A 21,576-nucleotide genomic window follows, 5' to 3' on the forward strand; every position below is an offset into this window, starting at 1 on the left:
GCACTGAGTTTTTTAGTGCCTTGGCTGGCCCCTTCGCGAGCAGGCTCGCTCCTACAGTTGACCGAGTTCTACCTGGAGAAACGCAATCAAATGTGGGAGCGAGCCTGCTCGCGATGAGGCCATCACAGGCTCCACAAAAATCTCCCCCATCGCCAACCCCACCTACGCTTAGGTAGGATGACCCTCTCTACTCCCGAGATTTCACGTCATGTTCATCGGCGTCCTGCTGGTCATCACCTGGCTGGTCCTGTTGCTGCGCTATCCGGCCAAGGCCTTGCCCGTATCCGTGGCCGCCGCCGTGGGGCTGGGCATCGTCGCCACCTGGGTCATCTGGATGGACCACCGCGAGCTCAAGCAACTGCAACGCCTGGAGTTGCGCATCAGTTACGCGCCTCAACAATGCCCCGCCGACCGCCCGTTGCAATTGACCCTGAACAACGGCAATGACGTGCCGCTCACTGAGTTGCGCTGGCGGGTCACGGCTTATGCACCGGGCGATACGGTGAACCTGGCCGACAATCAATACACCGCCCCGCGCTATCGTGGCCCCGGGGAACTGCAGGCCGGTGGCAACTGGGAAGATTGCTTGCCGATGCCACCACTGCGCCCCGGCTACCGTCCGGAAACCCTGGAGTTTCGCGCCGAGCGATTGCAGGGTAGTTTTTCCGACTGACCCCTCCCCCATTTTTTGCACAAGGAATGCGCCATGCCCGTTGCGTTGATTACCGGTTGCTCCAGCGGCATTGGCCGTGCCCTTGCCGACGCATTCAAGGTCGCCGGCTATGAAGTCTGGGCCAGTGCGCGCAAGGCTGAAGATGTCGCCATGCTGAGTGCTGCCGGATTTACCGCCGTGCAACTTGACGTAAACGACGGTGTTGCCCTTGAGCAGTTGAGCGACCGCATCAACCAGGAGCGTGGTGGTCTCGACGTGCTGATCAACAACGCCGGTTATGGCGCCATGGGACCGCTGCTCGATGGCGGCGTGCCGGCCATGCAACGTCAGTTCGAAACCAATGTGTTCGCCATCGTCGGCGTCACTCGCGCAATGTTTCCCGTGCTGCGTCGGACCAAAGGACTGGTCGTGAATATCGGTAGCGTTTCCGGGGTGTTGGTCACACCATTCGCCGGTGCCTACTGCGCCTCGAAAGCCGCCGTGCATGCCTTGAGCGATGCCTTGCGCATGGAACTGGCGCCGTTTGGCGTGCGGGTCATGGAAGTCCAGCCGGGGGCCATCGCTTCCAGCTTCGCCAGGAATGCCGGGCACGAAGCCGAGCAACTGATCAGCGAACAATCCCCATGGTTTCCGCTGCGCGAAGGTATACGCGCCCGGGCCAAAGCCTCTCAGGACAACCCGACCCCGGCCAATGAATTCGCCGCCGGCTTGCTCAAGGCCGTGCAGCAGGACAAGCCACCGCGACTGATTCGCCTGGGCAATGGCAGTCGTGCGTTGCCGCTGCTCGCCGGGTTGTTGCCCAAGGGGCTGCTGGAATCAGGGCTGATGAAGCGGTTCGGGTTGCGTGGGCAGCTCTGAGACCGATTCGGTCGAGCGCGATGGCGCCAGAACAGACACTGCAAATTTTCAGGAATGACTTCCATGACCGACTACACCGAGTACTTCGACGAAGTGATCCAGGCCCACGTGGCCATCGAACAATGGCTGGCCGAAGAGCGCGACGCATCCGAACTCGAAAAACTGCTAATGCGCTTTTCGCCGCAGTTCTCCATGGTCTCGCCGCTCGGTCGGGTGCTGGATTTTGACGCGCTGAACGAATTGTTCACGCTGGCGGGCGGCAAGAAGCTCGGGTTTCGCATCGAGCTGAGCGAGTTACGCGGCATTGCGCTGCACGACGGCGGCGCGACCGTGAGTTACCGCGAGCAACAGACCGATGCGACCGGGCTGCACTCGGATCGGCGCTCGACTGTGGTGTTCGAGAAGGTGGAAGGCAGAATTCTTTGGCGGCATCTGCAAGAGACCTTCTGCTGAACACGACGACGATCAACTGTAGGAGCGAGCCTGCTCGCGATGGACGTCAACGATAACGCGTGCATTCTGAATACACGCGGCGCGCTCTGGTTCATCGCGAGCAGGCTCGCTCCTACAGGGGAATGGGTTATGCACCATCACCTTGCTTGACCACCACCGTACACGTAATCCCCGCCGCCAACAGCACACCCTCCGGCACCTCATCGATGTGAATCCGCACCGGCACCCGCTGTGCCAAACGCACCCAGTTAAACGTCGGGTTCACATCGGCGATCAGTTCACGGCTCTCCGGGTTGTCGCGGTCGTAGATACCGCGCGAGATGCTTTCCACGTGCCCCTTGAGCACTTCGCCGCTCATCAATTGCATGTCGGCCTTATCACCCACGCGCACATGGGGCAGCTTGGTTTCTTCGAAGAAGCCGTAGACCCAGAACGAGTTCATGTCGACCACGGCCATTTTCGCCTCGCCGATGCGTGCGTAGTCGCCGCGATGTACGTTGAGGTTGGTGACGTAGCCGTCCACCGCCGCGCGCACTTCAGTGCGCTTGAGGTTGAGTTCGGCGGCTTCCAGTTGCGCCTGGGCCTGCTGGTAATCGGCCAGGGCCGAATCGGCGAGGTTGCTGGCGTCGTCACGGTTTTCCCGGGAGATCACCAGGTTGTCCATATCGGCGCGACGATGGGCGTTGACCTTGCGCATCTCCCAGGTCGCCTTGCGCGATGCCACCAGACTCTGTGCCTGTTTCACCGCGAGACGGTAGTGCTCAGGGTCGATCTGCATCAGCAAATCGCCCTTCTTCACCAGCTGGTTGTCGCGTACCGGCACGTCCACCACTTCACCGGTGACGTCGGCGGCGACGTTGATGATGTCGGCCCGCACGCGGCCGTCGCGGGTCCAGGGTGTGTTCATGTAGTGCTCCCACAAGGAGCGGCCGATCCACAGCGCGAGGGCCAGCACCAACAAGGTCGCGAACAGGCTGAAAAACTTTTTCATCGGGGCATTCTTCAGAGATAGAGAGTCAGTGATAGAGAGTCAACGGTAGACAGTCAGCGCCAACGCGCCGAACAGACAGGTAAACAGGCTCAGGCGCAGCAACGCCGGATGCCAGAAAAAACGGTACAGGTCGAACCCGGACAGGAACCGGTCCAGCGCCCAGGCAAGCAGAGCCGCGATGAAAAACATCAGGGTCATGGTCGGCATGTACACGCCGTGGAAGGCGATTTCACGAGGCATGTTCAAGTCCTTGGGGCTGGCTGTTTGCGAAGGCGGCCAGCGGTGATTGCGGATCGAGCAGCGAGGTGCGGATGAAGTGCAGGTAGCTCTTCACCCGGCGCAACGCCGAGGTATCGAAGTGCGGGGCGAAGGGTTCGTCGGTGGACTGCACACGGCTGATCGCGTGATCGACGGCAATCAGCGCGCGTTCCAGGTTGCTGCTGTTCGGTTGCAGGAACAGCCGCACCAGCGCCCGCCCCATCACCCGGATCGCCTGGCGCCATGGCTGTGATTCGGCATAGGCCGGATGCACCGGCAGAATCGCCTGTTCCTTGCGCAGCTCGATGATCGAGTGACCGACTTCCAGCACCACGAACATCCAGCGCAGCAAGTCCCGCTGTACCTGCGGTTGACCGGCCGCGAAGCCGTAGGCCTGATGCACCAGATCGCGGGTGCGGCTTTCGAAACTCGACGCCAGCCCCTTGAGCTTGCCGCTGATGGCGTACACCACCTGAGCGCGCAAGTCCTGCTCCAGCCGACGCCACAGCCAGCGGCTGTTGGGCGGCAGAATGATCGCCCCGGCCGCCGCGCACACCAGCATGCCCAGCACCATGGCGATGTAGTCGTTGATGAAGGTGTAGGGGTTGTAGACCGTGAGGTTGTCCGGCACTGAACCGGTGCTGAAGAAGATCAGCAGGCCCAGGCCGACGCCGACGTATTGTGGCCGCGAGGTCAGGAACGAGCCGAGCACGATCACCGGCGCGAGCATCACGCACAGCAACGCAAATCCGTCGATCCACGGAAAAATGAAAAACATCTCGACGAAACCGATCAACGCCCCGAGCAACGTCCCGCACGCCATCTGAAAGGCCATGCGTTTCGGGTTCGGGGTGGCGGCGGACAGGCCCACGGTCGCGGCGGCAATCAGGGTCATGGTCGCGCCGCTCGGCCAGGCGGTTGCCACCCAATAGCTGCCCAATACCACCAGAATGAACGCCGCGCGAATCCCCGATGCTGCCGCTGCCATCCAGTTGGTTTGCGGAGTGAACGGCTCGTCCCAGCGCTCCCGTTCGTGACTGTGATCGGCCAGGGAAGCGTGGGTCTGTGCATAACTGTGCAGGTCGTCGACGAAGCGATAGAGCAGTTCGTACGCCGTATGGAAGTCCAGCAGTTCGTCTTCGCTCGGTTCGCTCTCCTGAAAGATCGCCCGCAGGCTGCGCACCCGTGCCGGCAACCCTGCCTTGTAGGCGCTCAGCGCCGTAACCAGACGCGCTGCATCGGCGCTGGTCAGCGCACGACCGCTGAAACCGTCGAGCAGTTCGGCGAGGTCTTGCAAACCCGGTTTTATCGCCGCCACGGCATGGTCCGTATTGTTGTTGCGCAAGCGTTCGAGCAACTGATGCAGGGCATTGAAGCGCGTGGTGATGCCCATGAACTCACTGTTCAGGCGACTGAGCCGGCCATTGCGCCGACGCATGTGCGGGTCTTCGAACACGGTGACGCTGCGCAAACCTTCCAGGCCCACGGCTTCGGCGATGAAACGCACGTTGCCGACCTCGAACGCGTCGCGCTGACTGCGGCCACGCAAGCCGTCGGTGACGAACAGGGCAAACACGCCGAAGCGCTGATACAGAGCGTTGCGCATGGCGGCACTGGCAGTTTGCGGCAGGATGGCTGCACTGATCAGTGTCGAACAGAGAATGCCCAACGAGATTTCCAGCACCCGCCAGACTGCCGCCATGAATGCGCCGTCCGGGTGGGCCAGCGCGGGCAAGCCGACCATCGCCGCGGTGTATCCGGCGAGTACGAAACCGTAGGCGCGGAAGTTGCGGCAGCGGGCGGCGCCGGCCGTGCAGATACCGACCCAGATCGCCAGCGAACCGAGGAACAGTTCAGTGTTCTGCGCAAACAGGGCGATCAGCGCGACCATCGCCGCCGACCCGGCCAGGGTGCCGAGAAAACGATAGAAACTCTTGGCGAACACCTGGCCGCTCTGCGGCTGCATGACAATGAACACGGTGATCATCGCCGTGCGCGGTTGCGGCAGCTCCAGGCGCATGGCCAGCCACAGTGTCAAGAAAGCCGCGAACAGCACCTTGAAGATATAGACCCAGGTCACGCCGTCGCTGCGTGCCCAGTCGAAGAAACCCCGACGCCATTCCAGGGAGTACAGCCAGCGCAAGGGTGCGGGCAAGGGAGTCATTTATTCCTGCTCAACAAGATTCGATGTAAACCCGGAACCTGTGGGAGCCAGCCTGCTGGCGATAGCGGAGTATCGGTCGACACCAATGTTGAATGTGCCGCCCTCATCGCCAGCAGGCTGGCTCCCACAGGAATTACATTCACCTCAGCAGAACCGGGGTTTTCGGTGCCTGGGTCTGTTCGGCTTTCGGCACGTCGTTGCCCGCCCCCAGGCCACCGCCCAGCGCCGTCACCAGTTCGGCATGGGCACTCAAGCGCGCCGCCTGAACCTGCTGCTGCACTTGCTGCTGCTTGAACAGCAGGGTCTGCGCGTTAAGCACGTTGAGGTAATCGGTCAGGCCACGCTGGTAGGCGATCATCGCGATGTCGTAGGTCTTCTGCGCAGTGGCCACCGACTCGGCGGCGAAAGCCTGCTGCTTGTCCATGGATTCGCGACGGATCAACTGATCGGAAATGTTTTTCAGCGCATTGACCAGGGTCTGGTTGTACTTGGCCACGGCGATGTCATAACCCGCCGAGGCTTCACCCAGCTCCGCACGCAAGCGTCCACCATCGAGGATCGGCAACGAAATCGCCGGACCCACGCTGTAGTTGAGCTTCTTGCCAGTCAAGAACTCCAGGGCCCCGCCCCCGGTGGCCATGTAGCCGAGGCTGCCGACCAGGTCTACGTTCGGGTAGAAACCGGCATGGGCGACATTGATGCCCCGCGCCTGCGCCGCCACTTGCCAGCGGCTGGCGACCACGTCCGGGCGTTGGCCGAGTAATTGCGCCGGCAGCGACGACGGCAGTTTCAGCGGTGCACCCAGCGACAGCGTTGGCCGCTGCAACTGCGCGCCTTCCCCCGGGCCCTTGCCGGCGAGGGCGGCGAGCTGGTTGCGGCTCAAGGCGATTTCTTCGTCGAGGGCGTCGATCTGGCGATGGGTTTCCGGCAGCGGCGTCTCGGCCTGGCTGACTTCGAAATGGGTGCCGATGCCACCGTCCAGGCGTTTTTGCGCCAATTCGAGAATCTGCTGTTGCTGATTCAAGGTCGCTTCGACGATATCCCGCTGGGCGTAATGCAACGACAACTCGATGTAGACCCGTACGATGTTGTCCTGCAATTCGAGCTGCGCCTGGCGCGCTTCGGCGACGCTCATGTGCGCCATGTCCACGGCGCGCTCGGTGGCATTGCTTTCGCGGCCCCAGAGGTCTAGGGCATAGCTGAAACCCAGCGCCGCGTTATTGTCCCAGGTGGTGCTGTTGGCCAGCTCGCCGGGGCCATAGAACTGGTCGGTGGGCCAGTTGTGGCGCTTGAGGGTCGAATCACCATTGATCTGCAGCGACTCGGCCGCTTCGGCCACGCCGGCCATGGACCTGGCCTGACGCACCCGGGCAGCGGCCATGGCCAGGGTCGGGCTGCCTTGCAGGGCGAGGTCGATCCAGCGATTCAACTGCGGGTCACCGTAGGCTTGCCACCATTGCGAGGTGGGCCAGTGCGCATCCTGCGCGGCGCTCTGGATCGCGTCGTCGGTGGCCAGTGAATTAGCCTCCAGCGCCTTGCCCTGCGGGGCAATACCTCCGGTTCCGATGCAGCCGCTGATTGCCAGGGTTAAAACCAAAACACTGAGCGGCTGGAGCGCTCTGCTGATGCGACGCGGCACTGCTGCGATTTCCTGAGGTGGGGAGTTCTTGAGGTGAACGCAATTCTATGGGGCGGCCTGAAAGGCGATAAGCTGGGATTCCTGTGAATCTTTGTTACCGTTAACGAGATAATCCGTTGGTAGATCTTTAGTCGCCTGTAAATAAACAGAAACTTCGTGTCACAATTTGCCATCGCACCCGAGAGCACCCCATGGACACTTTGCAAAACATGCGCGCCTTCAGTTACGTGGCCGAAGCCGGCAGCTTCACCGCCGCCGCCGTGCAACTGGACACCACCACGGCCAACGTCTCGCGCGCGGTCTCCAACCTGGAAGCCCACCTGCAAACCCGCCTGCTCAACCGAACGACCCGCCGCATCGCCCTGACCGAAGCCGGCAAGCGTTATCTGTTGCGCTGCGAACAGATCCTGGCCTACGTCGAAGAAGCCGAAGCCGAGGCCAGCGACGCCCACGCCCGCCCGGCCGGGCAACTGAAAGTGCACACCATGACCGGCATCGGCCAGCACTTCGTGATCGACGCCATCGCCCGCTACCGCAAGACCCACCCGGACGTGACCTTCGACCTGACCATGGCCAACCGCGTGCCAGACCTGCTCGACGAGGGTTACGACGTGTCCATCGTCCTCGCCAGCGAACTGCCGGATTCGGGGTTCGTCTCCCAGCGCCTGGGCATCACCTACAGCATCGTTTGCGCCTCGCCGGCCTACGTCAAAACCAACGGTTGCGCACAAAAACCCAGCGACCTGCTCAACCACGCCTGCCTGCGCCTGGTCAGCCCGGTGATCCCGCTGGAAAAATGGGCCTTCGACGGCCCTGATGGCCAGGAAGTGGTCACCATCAACAGCTCACCGTTCCTGGTGAACTCCGCCGATGCAATGAAATCCGCGATCATCAGCGGCATGGGCGTTGGCGTGCTGCCGCTGTACGCCGCGATCGAAGGCTTGCGCAGCGGCACGTTGGTCCGGGTGATGCCCAAGTACCGCTCGCAGGAGCTGAACCTGTATGCGATCTACCCGTCGCGCCAGTACCTGGATGCGAAGATCAAGACCTGGGTCGAGTATTTGCGCGGATCGTTGCCGGAATTGCTGGCGGCGCACCAAGCGGAACTGGCGGCGTATGAATTGAGCGGAAGCCTGGGTGGAGTTCGGGTGGCGAATTGACGCGCATACCCGTAGGAGCAACAGCAGATCGGCGTGCATCTCCGTAGGAGCGAGCTTGCTCGCGAAAAACCTGAGGGCGCCGGGGTGAATCTGGTTTCCCACGTTATCGTTGTCGTCCATCGCGAGCAGGCTCGCTCCTACAGAGGAGCACCAGCCTTCCAGCCAAACTGACAGCGCCGTCAGTTAGCCGTCACCCTCCTGACCGGCAAACAGGTTTATAAAGGAAAATACCAACCGTCTACCCAGCCCCGGCGCCCCACTCGCATGCGAATCCAGAAAAAACCCGCCCTGCTCGCCGCCCTTCTGATCGTTCTGGCAGCGCTGGGCCTGTGGTACGCCAACAAACCGGTCAAGGCCAAACTCGCCACCCCCACCGCCATCCCGGTACGCGTGGTCGCCGTCGCCGAAAAAGACGTGCCGCGCTACCTCAGTGGCATCGGTTCGGTGCTGTCCCTGCACAGCGTCGTGGTCCGCCCGCAAATCGACGGTATCCTCACCAGACTGCTGGTCAAGGAAGGCCAACTGGTGAAAAAAGGTGACCTGCTGGCCACCATCGACGACCGGTCGATCCGCGCCAGCCTCGACCAGGCCCGGGCACAACTGGGCGAAAGCCAGGCGCAACTGCAAGTGGCGCAGGTCAACCTCAAGCGCTACAAGCTGTTGAGTGTCGACGACGGCGTGTCCAAGCAGACTTACGACCAGCAACAGGCCCTGGTGAACCAGCTCAAGGCCACCGCCCAAGGCAACCAGGCCTCGATTGATTCCGCCGAGGTGCAGCTTTCCTACACACAAATTCGCTCACCGGTCAGCGGCCGGGTCGGTATTCGCACGGTGGACGAAGGCAACTTCCTGCGCATGACCGACACCAAGGGCCTGTTCACTGTCACCCAGATCGACCCGATCGCCGTGGAGTTTTCCCTGCCGCAGCAAATGCTGCCGACCCTGCAAGGCCTGATCAACGACCCACGGCACGCCCGGGTCAAGGCCTACATCGGGGCCGACACCGACGGCGAAACCGGCAACCTGCTCGGCGAGGGTCACCTGACCCTGATCGACAACCAGATCAACGCCAGCACCGGCACCATCCGCGCCAAGGCCGAGTTCGACAATCCGGGGCAGAAGCTCTGGCCGGGCCTGCTGGTGACGGTAAAGATTCAGACAGCCCTGGATAAAGATGCGCTGGTGGTGCCGCCGACAGTCGTACAACGCGGCCTCGACCAGCACTTCGTGTACCGGGTCAATGGCGACAAGGTCGAGGCCGTGCAGGTGCAGATGGTCTATCAAGGCAGCGGCCAGGACATCATCAAGGGTGTGAAGCCGGGTGATGTACTGGTCAGCGATGGTCAATCGCGGCTCAAGCCCGGCGCGACTGTGCAAGTGCTGACCGAGCCGCCGCAAGTGGTGCGATCGGAGGGCGCGCAATGAAGGGCCATGGTTCGATTTCAGCCTGGTGCATCGACCACCCGGTGGCCACGGTCCTGCTGACGTTCGCCCTGGTGCTGCTGGGTGTCATCGCGTTTGCGCGCCTGCCGGTAGCGCCGTTGCCGGAGGCCGAATTCCCGACCATCCAGGTGGCCGCGCAACTGCCCGGCGCCAGCCCGGAAACCATGGCTTCCTCGGTGGCCACGCCCCTTGAAGTGCAATTCAGCGCCATTCCCGGCGTATCCCAGATGACCTCGAGCAGTGCACTGGGCTCGACCAACCTGACCCTGCAATTCACCCTCGACAAGAGCATCGACACCGCGGCCCAGGAAGTCCAGGCAGCGATCAACACCGCCGCGGGCAAACTGCCCAAGGACATGCCGAACCTGCCGACCTGGCGCAAGGTCAACCCGGCCGACAGCCCGGTGCTGATCCTCAGCGTCAACTCGTCGCTGATGCCAGGCCCTGAGCTCAGCGACCTGACGGAAACCCTGTTGTCCCGTCAGCTCAGTCAGGTCGACGGTGTAGGCCAGGTCGTCATCACCGGTCAGCAGCGTCCGGCGATTCGCGTCCAGGTATCGGCGGACAAGCTTGCGGCCATCGGCCTGACCCTCGCCGACATCCGCCTGGCGATCCAGCAGACCAGCCTCAATCTGGCCAAAGGGGCGCTGTACGGCGAATCGAGCATCTCGACCCTGTCGACCAACGACCAGTTGTTCCACCCCGCCGAATACAGCCAGCTGATCGTTTCCTACAAGGACGGTGCACCGGTTCATCTGCGTGATGTCGCCAAAGTCGTCAACGGTTCGGAAGATGCCTACATCCAGGCTTGGGCGGGCTCACAACCGGGGGTCAACCTGGTGATCTTCCGCCAACCAGGCGCCAACATCGTCGAGACCGTGGATCGCATTCAGGCCGCCTTGCCGGCACTGGAGGCGATGCTCCCCGCCTCGGTGCAGGTCAAGACGCTGATCGACCGCACCCAGACCATCCGTGCCTCGCTGCATGAGGTGGAAATCACCCTGCTGATTGCAATCATGTTGGTGGTGGCCGTGATGGCGCTGTTCCTGCGCCAACTGTCGGCCACACTGATCGTGTCGGCAGTGCTCGGCGTGTCACTGATCGCCAGTTTCGCGCTGATGTATGTGATGGGCTTCAGCCTGAACAACCTGACCCTGGTGGCGATCGTGGTCGCCGTGGGCTTTGTGGTGGACGACGCGATCGTGGTGGTGGAGAACATCCACCGGCATCTCGAGGCCGGTGACGGCATGCGCGAAGCGGCGATCAAGGGCGCCGGGGAGATCGGCTTCACCGTGGTGTCGATCAGTTTCTCGCTGGTGGCGGCGTTCATTCCGCTGCTGTTCATGGGCGGTGTGGTCGGGCGACTTTTCAAGGAGTTCGCCCTGACCGCCACCTCCACCATTTTGATTTCGGTGGTGGTTTCTCTGACATTGGCGCCAACGCTGGCAGCGCTGTTCATGCGGGCACCGGTGCATCACGCTCATAGCAAACCGGGCTTTGGTGAACGCCTGTTGGCCTGGTACGAAAAAGGCCTGCGCCGCGCCCTCGCCCACCAGAAAATGATGATCGGCGTGTTCACTTTGTCACTGGGGCTGGCTGTTGCCGGCTACATCTTGATTCCCAAAGGTTTCTTCCCGATCCAGGACACCGGTTTCGTCCTTGGCACCACCGAAGCCGCTGCCGATATTTCCTATGGCGACATGGTGAAAAAACACCTGGCGATGGCCGAAATCGTCGCTGCCGATCCCGCAGTCGAAACGTTTTCACATTCCGTCGGCGTCTCGGGCAGCAACCAGACCATTGCCAACGGCCGCTTCTGGATCACCCTGAAAAAACGCGGTGATCGCGATGTCTCGGCCAGCCAGTTCATCGACCGGATTCGCCCGCAACTGATGAAAGTCCCGGGCATCGTGCTGTACCTGCGTGCAGGGCAAGACATCAACCTCAGCTCCGGCCCGAGCCGCGCCCAGTACCAATACGTGCTCAAGAGCAACGACGGTGCGACCCTCAGCACCTGGACCCAACGCCTGACGGAAAAACTGCGCGCCAACCCGGCCTTCCGCGACATTTCCAACGACCTGCAACTGGGCGGCAGCATCACCCACATCAGCATCGATCGCAGCGCCGCGGCACGTTTCGGCCTCACCGCCAGCGATGTCGACGAAGCCCTTTACGATGCCTTCGGCCAGCGCCAGGTCAATGAATTCCAGACCCAGATCAACCAGTACAACGTGATCCTGGAACTGGATACCAAACAGCGCGGCAAGGCCGAAAGCCTCAACTATTTCTACCTGCGCTCGCCCCTGAGCGGGGAAATGGTGCCGCTGTCGGCCCTGGCCAGGTTCGATGCGCCGACCATCGGCCCGCTGTCCATCGCCCATGACGGGATGTTTCCCGCCGCCAACCTGTCGTTCAACCTCGCCCCCGGCGTGGCGTTGGGCGATGCGGTGATCATGCTCAACCAGGCCAAGGCCGACATCGGCATGCCAAGCGCCATCAGCGGCAACTTCCAGGGCGCTGCCCAGGCGTTCCAGAGTTCGCTGGCCAGCCAGCCGTGGCTGATCCTGGCGGCGCTGTTGGCGGTGTACATCATTCTCGGTGTGCTCTACGAGAGCTTCGTGCATCCGCTGACGATCATTTCGACTTTGCCTTCAGCGGGCCTCGGCGCGGTGATCATGCTGTGGATCTGCGGCCAGGACTTTTCGATCATGGCGCTGATCGGGCTGGTGCTGCTGATCGGTATCGTCAAGAAAAACGGCATCCTGATGATCGACTTCGCCCTCGAAGCGCAGCGCAATGGCGGGCTGTCGCCTGAGGAAGCGATCTTCAAGGCCTGCATCACGCGGTTCCGGCCGATCATCATGACCACCCTCGCCGCCCTGCTCGGCGCCCTGCCGCTGATGCTCGGCTACGGCACCGGCGCCGAATTGCGCCAGCCCCTGGGGATCGCGGTGGTCGGCGGTTTGCTGGTGAGCCAGGCGCTGACGCTGTTCACCACGCCGGTCATATACTTGTGGCTGGAGCGTCTGTTCCATCGGCCTAAACCTGCGCCAGAACCGGTGCTGGCGACCACAGACTGAGGCGGGTCATGCGCGTTCTGATTATCGAAGACGAAGAAAAAACCGCGGACTATCTGCATCGCGGCCTGACGGAACAGGGTTTCACCGTGGATCTGGCCCGCGATGGTGTGGAAGGTCTGCATCTGGCGCTGGAAAGCGACTACGCGGTGATCGTCCTCGACGTCATGTTGCCGAGCCTTGACGGCTTCGGCGTGCTGCGTGCGTTGCGTGCACGCAAGCAAACCCCGGTAATCATGCTCACCGCCCGCGAGCGTGTGGAGGATCGCATCAAGGGCCTGCGCGAAGGCGCCGATGACTATCTGGGCAAACCGTTTTCCTTCCTTGAACTGGTGGCGCGCCTGCAAGCGCTGACCCGCCGTAGCGGCGGCCATGAACCGGTGCAGGTGAGCATCGCCGACCTGTGGATAGATTTGATCAGCCGCAAGGCCACCCGCGGCGGTACACGTCTGGACCTGACTGCCAAGGAGTTCTCGCTGCTTAGCGTGCTGGCCCGGCGCCAGGGTGAAATCCTCTCGAAAACCGCCATTGCCGAGATGGTCTGGGACATCAATTTCGACAGCGACGCCAACGTCGTCGAAGTCGCGATCAAACGCCTGCGGGCCAAGCTCGACGGGCCGTTCGAAGAGAAGCTGCTGCACACCATTCGTGGTATGGGTTACGTGCTGGAGAGCCGTGGTGTCCAGTAACAGCATTGCCCTGCGCCTGAGCGGCATGTTTACGCTGGTGGCGCTGTTGGTGTTTTTGTTGATCGGTTGGGCACTGTACCAGCAGGTCGACAAAGGCCTGGGCCTGTTGCCCGAAGCCGAACTCGATGCGCGCTACAGCGTGCTCGAATCCATGGTCGGCCGTTACGGCACGCCCGAGCACTGGGTGAGGATCAACAACAAGCTCAACCTGCTGAGCGAAGAAGACAAGCGCATCAGTTTCTGGATCATCAGCGGCGATCCACACTACGAATACGGCAACCTGACACCGCATATCCGCACCTTTGCCCAAGGCCCGCTGGGCACGCGCGACATGCATCTGCCGGAGCACCCGTATCCGCTGAAAGTGCTGGTCAGCGAGTTCCCGGCCAAGGACCAGCGCCCACCGCTGCGCTTCATGATCGCCATCGACACCGAAACGTTTTTCCATACCCAGCATCACCTGCTGGTCGCGCTGATCAGCCTGGCGATTGTCGGTGTATTGTTGGCCTCGGCACTGGGTTATTGGGTGGCGCGGATCGGCCTCAAGCCGCTGATCAAACTGTCCCAGGAGGCCCAGCGCCTGGCCCCGCCGTTGCGCTCGGGGCGCTTGCGATTGTCACCCTTGCCGCCAGAACTCGATCAGTTCGTCAGTTCGTTCAACTCGACCCTGGAGCGGGTCGAGCAGGCCTACTCGCGCCTTGAGTCGTTCAACGCCGATGTCGCCCACGAACTGCGCTCGCCACTGACCAATCTGATCGGCCAGACCCAGGTCGCATTGACTCGCGGACGCTCCGCCGAACATTACTTCGAAGTGCTTCAATCGAACCTCGAAGAGCTTGAGCGACTGCGTTCGATCATCAACGACATGCTGTTCCTCGCCAGCGCCGATCAGGGCAGCAAGGCGACCAAACTCACCTCGACCTCGCTGGCCGATGAGGTGGCCACGACCCTGGAATATCTGGACTTCATTCTCGAAGACGCCCAGGTCCAGGTCGAGGTCAGTGGTGACGCACAAGTGTGCATCGAGATCGCCCATCTGCGCCGGGCGTTGATCAACTTGTTGAATAACGCGGTGCAGCACACCGCGCCCGGGCAGGTGATTCAAGTGCGGATCGAAGCCCGGGAGCATCAAGTCAGCATCGGCGTCGCCAACCCCGGCTCGCCGATTGCCAGTGAGCATCTGCCGCGCCTGTTCGAGCGTTTCTACCGGGTCGATGCGTCACGCAGCAACAGCGGCCACAACCACGGTCTGGGGCTGGCCATCGTCAAGGCGATTGCGTTGATGCATGGTGGGGATGTGTTCGTGCGCAGTGACCATGGGATGAATACGTTCGGCATTCACCTCCCGGTATGAAACCCTATTCCCTTGTGGGAGCGAGCCTGCTCGCGATGCAGGCAACGCGGTGCAACCCAAGGACCGAGGTGCTGCTATCGCGAGCAGGCTCGCTCCCGCATTGGATCCGGGATGAACACATTTAGGCGGCCAACCCACTATTGCCATAACAGCAACAGTCCTTTCATGAATCCGCTCTTTTTCCCCTCGCCTCATATCCTTATCTTTGCCCGCACCAAACAGCACTTGCCAAGCAAGAAGGTTTTCAAGATGTCCAACAGTATGGGTATTGCCAGCGCTTTCGTTTTGTCCTCTTTGTTCCTGTCGCCGTTGGCGATGGCGGAAGAATCGCAGACGTTCGTCGCGCATAACGCCGCGCGCGCTGCGACGTTCGAAGAGCATCGGATCGAGATGACGGCCAAGGCTGTACAAGACTCTCAGGCCCCGCAGGCATCCAGTATCCAGACCCAGCCACTGGTCGAGAAGGACAGCTGACCGGCACCGATCACTCCCGTTTCCCTCGACACTTTTCATCGGCTCTTCCCATTGAAAAGTTGTCTCCAAAGCCGCTGTTGTCAGCGGCTTTTTTTATAGTGGCGACTCGGCCTTCATTGCAATTTCCGCAACGAAAGTCACTGACGCCCACGCCATTGATCAATCGCTCGAGCAACAGGAAGGATTCACTCGGCTGCTACGTTTATGCAACTACGCTTAGAGCGTCCCTTAAGCAGACGTCAGCCCTATGACCGCAAGCCGCACCGCACTTTTTCAAGGCCCGACCGGGCGACCCGAGATCATGGTGATCTTCGGCAGCACCCTGACCGTCATCTCGATCCTGTGCATCGTCACCTTTCTGCTGATCCGCGAACACGCCAACGCCCAGCAGACCGCCACCCGCAGCGCGACCACCATCGCGCAACTGATCGATGCCGATGTCCTGCGTACGGTCGAACTCTATGACTTGACCTTGCAGGGCCTGATCGCCGCCGCCCAACGGGACGACCTTAAACAGGTCGCACCGCAGATCCGTCATCTGGTGCTGTTCGACCGCTCCACCACTGCGCGCTACAAGGGCGATATCCTGCTGCTGGACAAGCACGGCGACGTGCTGGCCGACTCCTCATTGATCGAACCGAAACCGGGCAACTTCGCTGACCGCGATTATTTCCTGGCCCATGTCTTCAATCGCGACACCGGCATGTTTATCAGCCGGCCCTTCAAGCCACGCTGCGACTGCGATGACAGCGACGAATGGCGCATCAGTTTCAGCCGGCGCATTTCATCGCCCACGGGCGAGTTTCTGGGGGTTGCGGTGGCGTCGATGCGCATGAGTTACTTCGATCAGCTATTCAACAGCCTCGACATCGGCAACGGCAGTACGCTGGGCATCATCAATGATGACGGGATTCTCCTGGCACAGAAACCGTACCGTGAGCAAAACGCCATTGGCAAAAGCTTGTCCAGCCGTCCCAACGTCGCACGCATGCTGCACGAGCGCAGTGGTACCTTTGAAAGCGTGTCGAGTGTCGACCATCAACGGCGCCTGTACACCTTTACCCGGGTCGGCAATCTGCCGCTGACCGTCATCGTGGCCCTTTCCATCGACGAAGTGTTCGCTGCCTGGAACCGCACGGCCTATGCGATCAGTGGTGCAACAGGGGTTTTGTGCATCGGCCTGTTGTGGCTGACCTGGATGCTCTGCCGCGAGCTGCGACGGCGCCAAAGTGCCGAGCAGGAACTGGCGCAACTGGCGGCCACCGATGCCTTGACCGGCGTGGCCAACCGTCGCTCCCTTGATCTGACCCTGCGCCATGAATGGTTTCGCGCGCAACGCAGTGGCAAGCCGTTGTCGTTGCTGATGATCGATGCCGATCACTTCAAGGCCTTCAACGACCGGCACGGGCATCAGGCCGGCGACGACGCCTTGCGGGCATTGGCCGAGGTCATCCGCACCAATGTCCATCGCCCGGCGGATCTGGTGGCTCGTTATGGTGGTGAAGAGTTTTCGGTGGTCCTGGCCGAAACTGAAAGTGAAGGCGCGAAGCAGATCGCCGAGCACATCCGCGAGGCGGTGCAGAAACTGCCACTGGTGGACGCCGGTGAGCCGCCGATGAGCGTAAGTATCGGCATTGCCACCTGGACGTCGGGCAGCGATATCAATCTGGAACAATTGCTGTTCAGCGCCGACAAGGCGTTGTATCAGGCCAAGGAAGGGGGGCGTAACCGGGTGGTGACGGCCTGACCAACTGGCCCTATCGCGAGCAGGCTCGCTCCCACATTTTCACCGCGTTCCTCTGTGGGAGCGAGCCTGCTCGCGAAAGCGATCTGTCAGGCAACACATAAATTCGGGATATAAAAAAAGGCCACCCGAAGGCAGCCTTTAAAAAACTAGAGAGGTTTTTTGCTTACACGGCCGCAACCGGACGCATGTAAGAGATTGGTGCAGTACTGGCGTCTTCGAACGTCACGACTTCCCAGGCATCTGTCTGCTCAATCAACTTGCGCAGCAGCTGGTTGTTCAGTGCATGGCCGGACTTGAAGCCCTTGAACTCACCAATCAGGCTATTGCCCAGCAGGTACAGGTCGCCAATTGCATCGAGGATCTTGTGCTTCACGAATTCGTCTTCATAGCGAAGGCCGTCTTCGTTCAGTACGCCATCGGCGTCGACCACGATTGCGTTTTCAACGCTGCCGCCGAGTGCGAGGTTGTGCTTGCGCAGGTACTCGATGTCACTCATGAAGCCAAAGGTACGGGCGCGGCTGACTTCTTTTACGAACGAAGTGCTGGAAAAATCCACGCTTGCACTTTGGGTGCGGTCCCGGAAAACCGGGTGATCGAAATCGATCTCGAAGCTCACCTTGAACCCTTCGAAAGGGACGAAAGTGGCGCGCTTGTCGCCGTCTTCCACTGTCACTTCACGCAGGATGCGGATGAATTTCTTGGCGGCGTCCTGTTCTTCCAGGCCTGCCGATTGAATCAGGAATACGAAAGGTCCAGCGCTGCCATCCATGATCGGGACTTCGGACGCGGAGAGCTCGACGTAGGCGTTATCGATGCCCAGGCCAGCCATGGCCGAGAGCAAGTGCTCTACCGTGTCCACTTTGACGTCGCCATTGATCAGCGTGGTCGACATAGTGGTTTCACCGACGTTTTCCGCGCGGGCAGGAATCTGCACCACAGGGTCGAGGTCAGCGCGACAAAACACAATGCCAGTGTCGACAGGCGCAGGCTTGAGGGTCAGGTAGACCTTCTCCCCGGAGTGCAGGCCTACACCTGTGGCACGGATAATATTTTTCAGTGTGCGTTGTTTAATCATGGCTTGGGCCGCTTCAGCGCAAATTGCGAACTGGTATCAACAAAGGCTGGCGATGATAGCAGACCGAGCCTTTGCTGAACACCAATCACCTTCATAGCCCTGATACATTCCATCAATCGGCCTGACGACGCAGGAAAGCCGGGATGTCCAGGTAGTCCAGGTCATCTTGCGGATTCATCTTCGCGGCAGTCGCAGCCCCGGCCTGGGCCTGGTTGCGCATGACGGTCGGACGGTCCAGGTCACGGTAGTTCACCGCTGGAGCTTCCTGACGAACAGGGGCCTGTTGTGGCTGTGCTGCCATCGACGTGTGGACGGTGTTGTCGATGACCTTCACAGGCTTCTCGATTTTAGCGCCCAGACCGGTGGCAACGACAGTCACGTGCAGCTCATCGCGCATGTCCGGATCGATAACGGTACCGACCTTGACCATCGCGTGCTCGGAAGCGAATGCCTCGATGATGCTACCCACGTCGGAGTACTCACCCAGGGACAGGTCAGGACCGGCAGTGATGTTCACCAGGATGCCGCGTGCGCCTTGCAGGTTCACGTCTTCGAGCAGCGGGTTGCGGATGGCCGCTTCGGTCGCTTCACGTGCACGGTTCGGACCGCTGGCGCAGCCAGTGCCCATCATCGCCATGCCCATTTCGCTCATCACGGTACGCACGTCGGCGAAGTCGACGTTGATCATGCCCGGACGCTTGATGATGTCGGAGATACCGCGAACGGCACCGGCCAGTACATCGTCGGCCTTGGCGAAAGCCGACAGCAGGCTTGCGTCTTTACCGAGGATGGTCAGCAGCTTCTCGTTGGGAATGGTGATCAACGAGTCGACGCTTTCGGAAAGCATGCGGATGCCTTCGTCGGCGATCTGCATACGCTTGCGGCCTTCGAACGGGAACGGACGGGTCACGACCGCAACGGTCAGGATGCCCATTTCCTTGGCCACTTCGGCGATGATCGGCGCAGCACCGGTACCGGTACCACCGCCCATGCCAGTGGTGATGAACACCATGTTGGTGCCCTGCAGGACTTCGGCAATACGCTCACGATCTTCCAGAGCGGCCTGACGGCCGACTTCAGGGTTGGCGCCAGCGCCCAGGCCCTTGGTCACGCCCGTGCCCAGTTGCAGGATGGTCCGCGCGCCGATGTTTTTCAGCGCTTGAGCATCGGTGTTGGCGCAGATGAACTCGACGCCTTCAATGTTGCTCTTGACCATGTGGTTGACAGCGTTGCCGCCGCCACCGCCGACACCGATAACTTTGATTACCGGGCTTGCGGGGATGTTGTCTACGAGTTCGAACATTTTCCCTCTCCTTTACATTCTCTAGTTTTTTCGCCTACTGCGTGCTTCGGTGTAACGGTATTGCGGTAAATCTTCAGAAATTGCCCTGAACCCACTTCTTCAGGCGGTCCAGCAGCGGAGCCTGTGGTTCTTCGTTGCTATAGCTGTCGCGGCTGCCGATGCCCGAGAACGAGATGCCGTCGGACTGCTTCTGCAGGCCGTACATCAACAGGCCGACGCCGGTGGAATAGATCGGGTTGCGCACCACGTCATCCAGACCTTTCACGCCGTGAGGCACGCCCAGGCGCACCGGCATGTGGAAGATTTCCTCGGCCAGTTCGGTAGCGCCTTCCATCTTCGACGTACCGCCGGTCAGCACGATGCCGGCCGGGATCAGGTCTTCGTAGCCGCTGCGGCGCAGTTCGGCCTGGATCAGCGTGAACAGTTCGTCGTAGCGCGGCTCGACCACTTCGGCCAGGGCCTGGCGGGACAGCTCGCGCGGTGGACGGTCGCCAACGCTTGGCACCTTGATGGTTTCACCGGCACCGGCCAGTTTGGCCAGGGCGCAGGCGTAGCGGATCTTGATTTCTTCGGCGTACTGGGTCGGAGTGCGCAACGCCATGGCGATGTCGTTGGTCACCTGGTCGCCGGCAATCGGGATCACCGCGGTGTGACGGATCGCGCCTTCGGTGAAGATCGCGATGTCGGTGGTACCGCCACCGATGTCCACCAGGCACACGCCCAGCTCTTTCTCGTCATCGGTCAGTACCGAGTACGCGGAAGCCAGTTGCTCGAGAATGATGTCGTCGATTTCCAGACCGCAGCGGCGCACACATTTTTCAATGTTCTGTGCGGCGTTGACGGCGCAGGTGACCACGTGGACCTTGGCTTCCAGACGCACGCCGGACATGCCCAGCGGCTCGCGGACACCCTCCTGGTTATCGATCACGTAATCCTGCGGCAGGGTGTGCAGCACGCGCTGGTCCGCCGGGATCGCCACGGCCTGGGCGGCGTCGAGAACGCGCTCGAGGTCCGCCGAGCTGACTTCGCGATCACGAATCGCCACGATGCCGTGGGAGTTCAGGCTGCGGATGTGATTGCCGGCCACGCCGACGAACGCCGAGTGAATGCGGCAACCAGCCATCAGCTGCGCTTCTTCGATGGCGCGCTGGATCGATTGCACGGTGGACTCGATGTTCACCACCACGCCTTTTTTCAGGCCACGGGACGGATGAGTACCGATCCCGACGATTTCCAGCGTGCCGTCGTCCGCGACCTCGCCCACCAGCGCCACCACCTTGGAGGTGCCGATATCGAGACCGACGATCATTTTGCCGCTTTGCACGTTTGCCATGGGTCCTGCCTCTTCTTAATTCTTCGCGACAGCGGGTTGGGCTGCCGTGGGCGCTACAGGTTCCCGCCAGCCAACAGCGAGGCCGTTGGCGTAGCGCAGATCGATGCGCGCAATGTTCGTAATCTGTTCTTTGAGCGTCTTGTCATAGATGGCGATAAAACGGCGCATCTTTTCCACCTGGTTGCCGCGTCCCAGCAGCAGTTCGATCCCGGGACCCGCACTGCCTGGGCCGGTGGTCAGGAACCAGCTGCCGCGATCACGCAGCTCCAGGCGTGCAATCGAGAAGCCCAGCGGCCTGAGCATCTGGCTCAGCACCTGGTATTGCTGCATCACTTGCTGCTGGGCCCGCTGTGGGCCGAACAGCTGTGGCAGGTGTTCATAGTTCGCCAGCTCGCGCGGAGTGAAGGCCTGGCCCTGGTTGTTCAACAGCGACTCGTCGCCCCAGCGGGCCACCGGCAGTTGTTCTTCCAGGCGGATCACCACTTGATCCGGCCACACCCGGCGCACTTCGGCGTGGGCAATCCATGGCATCGTTTCCAGCTCGGTGCGCATGCTCGCCAGGTCAATGGTGAAGAAGCTCGACGCCACGTACGGGGCGATCCGCTGCTGCACCGCTTGCTGACTGATGTAACTGAGGTCGCCCTGCACGTTGACTTTGGTGATCGGTCTGTCGGCATACGGCAACAACCGCGTCGCGCCTTCATAAGTACCGACCCCCAAAGCCACCAGCAGTACCGGCCAGAACAACGCTTTGAGAAAACCGAAATTGGCTTTCGGCAGGCGCGCGGACATCGGCTCTTTGGCCACCATTCGGCTGGCGCCCCGCGGTACCGGCTTGCGGCCGGTCGGTGCGGTGGGCTGATGTCTGAGCTGAGCGCCTTGCAT

At 61.3% G+C, this 21,576-nt stretch carries 18 protein-coding genes; 10 read left to right on the forward strand and 8 right to left on the reverse strand.

Translation table 11 applies throughout. The annotated features are described in order from the left end of the window. Positions 1–208: 208 nt before the first annotated feature. From AC3ITA_RS23795 to AC3ITA_RS23805, 3 genes are all read left to right on the forward strand, one after another. Entirely contained in the window at positions 209–673 is a 465-nt protein-coding gene (locus AC3ITA_RS23795; protein WP_095943504.1) for a multidrug transporter, read from the forward strand. 33 nt (positions 674–706) lie between these two features. Next, the gene (locus AC3ITA_RS23800) at positions 707–1,531 is read left to right on the forward strand and encodes an SDR family oxidoreductase (protein ID WP_095943503.1); all 825 of its coding nucleotides are present in this window, start codon (positions 707–709) and stop codon (positions 1,529–1,531) included. A gap of 63 nt (positions 1,532–1,594) precedes the next feature. Further along, positions 1,595–1,984: a DUF4440 domain-containing protein gene (locus AC3ITA_RS23805; protein ID WP_489278504.1), complete on the forward strand. Its 390-nt coding sequence runs from the start codon at positions 1,595–1,597 to the stop codon at positions 1,982–1,984. A 127-nt stretch (positions 1,985–2,111) separates the two neighbouring features. On the opposite strand, the gene AC3ITA_RS23810 is transcribed toward AC3ITA_RS23805, so the two are convergent. From AC3ITA_RS23810 to AC3ITA_RS23825, 4 genes are all read right to left on the reverse strand, one after another. Further along, positions 2,112–2,975: an efflux RND transporter periplasmic adaptor subunit gene (locus AC3ITA_RS23810; protein WP_095943501.1), complete on the reverse strand. Its 864-nt coding sequence runs from the start codon at positions 2,973–2,975 to the stop codon at positions 2,112–2,114. Between the two features lie 39 nt (positions 2,976–3,014). Next, positions 3,015–3,215 carry a DUF1656 domain-containing protein gene (locus AC3ITA_RS23815; protein ID WP_008050113.1) on the reverse strand — a complete coding sequence of 67 codons (201 nt, stop codon included), beginning with the start codon at positions 3,213–3,215 and terminating at the stop codon, positions 3,015–3,017. Next, on the reverse strand, positions 3,205–5,397 hold the full coding sequence (locus AC3ITA_RS23820) for an FUSC family protein (protein WP_489278506.1): 2,193 nt from the start codon (positions 5,395–5,397) through the stop codon (positions 3,205–3,207). The genes AC3ITA_RS23815 and AC3ITA_RS23820 overlap by 11 nt, the downstream gene beginning before the upstream one ends. A gap of 139 nt (positions 5,398–5,536) precedes the next feature. Next, a complete protein-coding gene (locus tag AC3ITA_RS23825; RefSeq protein ID WP_489278508.1) occupies positions 5,537–7,036 on the reverse strand; it encodes an efflux transporter outer membrane subunit in 1,500 nt (499 codons plus the stop codon). A 191-nt stretch (positions 7,037–7,227) separates the two neighbouring features. Between AC3ITA_RS23825 and AC3ITA_RS23830 the strand changes: the two genes are divergently transcribed. From AC3ITA_RS23830 to AC3ITA_RS23860, 7 genes are all read left to right on the forward strand, one after another. Beyond that, positions 7,228–8,196 (forward strand): LysR family transcriptional regulator, encoded by a 969-nt coding sequence (locus AC3ITA_RS23830; protein WP_489278510.1) that lies wholly within the window; start codon positions 7,228–7,230, stop codon positions 8,194–8,196. A gap of 264 nt (positions 8,197–8,460) precedes the next feature. Continuing rightward, positions 8,461–9,621, forward strand: a complete 1,161-nt coding sequence (locus tag AC3ITA_RS23835; RefSeq protein ID WP_489278512.1) for an efflux RND transporter periplasmic adaptor subunit — start codon at positions 8,461–8,463, stop codon at positions 9,619–9,621. Further along, positions 9,618–12,719: a multidrug efflux RND transporter permease subunit gene (locus AC3ITA_RS23840; protein ID WP_489278514.1), complete on the forward strand. Its 3,102-nt coding sequence runs from the start codon at positions 9,618–9,620 to the stop codon at positions 12,717–12,719. The genes AC3ITA_RS23835 and AC3ITA_RS23840 overlap by 4 nt, the downstream gene beginning before the upstream one ends. 8 nt (positions 12,720–12,727) lie before the next feature. After that, positions 12,728–13,405, forward strand: coding sequence for a heavy metal response regulator transcription factor (locus AC3ITA_RS23845; RefSeq protein ID WP_095943495.1), 678 nt, complete (start codon positions 12,728–12,730; stop codon positions 13,403–13,405). Continuing rightward, positions 13,395–14,759 carry a heavy metal sensor histidine kinase gene (locus AC3ITA_RS23850; RefSeq protein ID WP_414929385.1) on the forward strand — a complete coding sequence of 455 codons (1,365 nt, stop codon included), beginning with the start codon at positions 13,395–13,397 and terminating at the stop codon, positions 14,757–14,759. Before AC3ITA_RS23845 ends, AC3ITA_RS23850 begins: the two co-directional genes overlap by 11 nt. A gap of 249 nt (positions 14,760–15,008) precedes the next feature. Next, on the forward strand, positions 15,009–15,233 hold the full coding sequence (locus tag AC3ITA_RS23855) for a hypothetical protein (protein WP_095943526.1): 225 nt from the start codon (positions 15,009–15,011) through the stop codon (positions 15,231–15,233). A 247-nt stretch (positions 15,234–15,480) separates the two neighbouring features. After that, the gene (locus tag AC3ITA_RS23860) at positions 15,481–16,980 is read left to right on the forward strand and encodes a sensor domain-containing diguanylate cyclase (RefSeq protein WP_489278516.1); all 1,500 of its coding nucleotides are present in this window, start codon (positions 15,481–15,483) and stop codon (positions 16,978–16,980) included. Between the two features lie 163 nt (positions 16,981–17,143). Here AC3ITA_RS23860 and lpxC read toward each other — a convergent pair whose 3' ends face one another. The 4 genes from lpxC to AC3ITA_RS23880 form a co-directional block, all read right to left on the reverse strand. Continuing rightward, complete coding sequence (gene lpxC, locus AC3ITA_RS23865; protein WP_007916984.1) at positions 17,144–18,055, reverse strand: UDP-3-O-acyl-N-acetylglucosamine deacetylase; 912 nt, start codon at positions 18,053–18,055, stop codon at positions 17,144–17,146. Between the two features lie 112 nt (positions 18,056–18,167). Further along, positions 18,168–19,358, reverse strand: coding sequence for a cell division protein FtsZ (gene ftsZ, locus AC3ITA_RS23870; protein ID WP_095943492.1), 1,191 nt, complete (start codon positions 19,356–19,358; stop codon positions 18,168–18,170). Positions 19,359–19,431: 73 nt separating this feature from the next. Further along, positions 19,432–20,691 carry a cell division protein FtsA gene (gene ftsA, locus AC3ITA_RS23875; RefSeq protein WP_007989901.1) on the reverse strand — a complete coding sequence of 420 codons (1,260 nt, stop codon included), beginning with the start codon at positions 20,689–20,691 and terminating at the stop codon, positions 19,432–19,434. A gap of 15 nt (positions 20,692–20,706) precedes the next feature. Further along, positions 20,707–21,576 (reverse strand): cell division protein FtsQ/DivIB, encoded by an 870-nt coding sequence (locus AC3ITA_RS23880; RefSeq protein WP_095943491.1) that lies wholly within the window; start codon positions 21,574–21,576, stop codon positions 20,707–20,709.

This window comes from Pseudomonas sp. GL_090 (genome assembly GCF_057837765.1).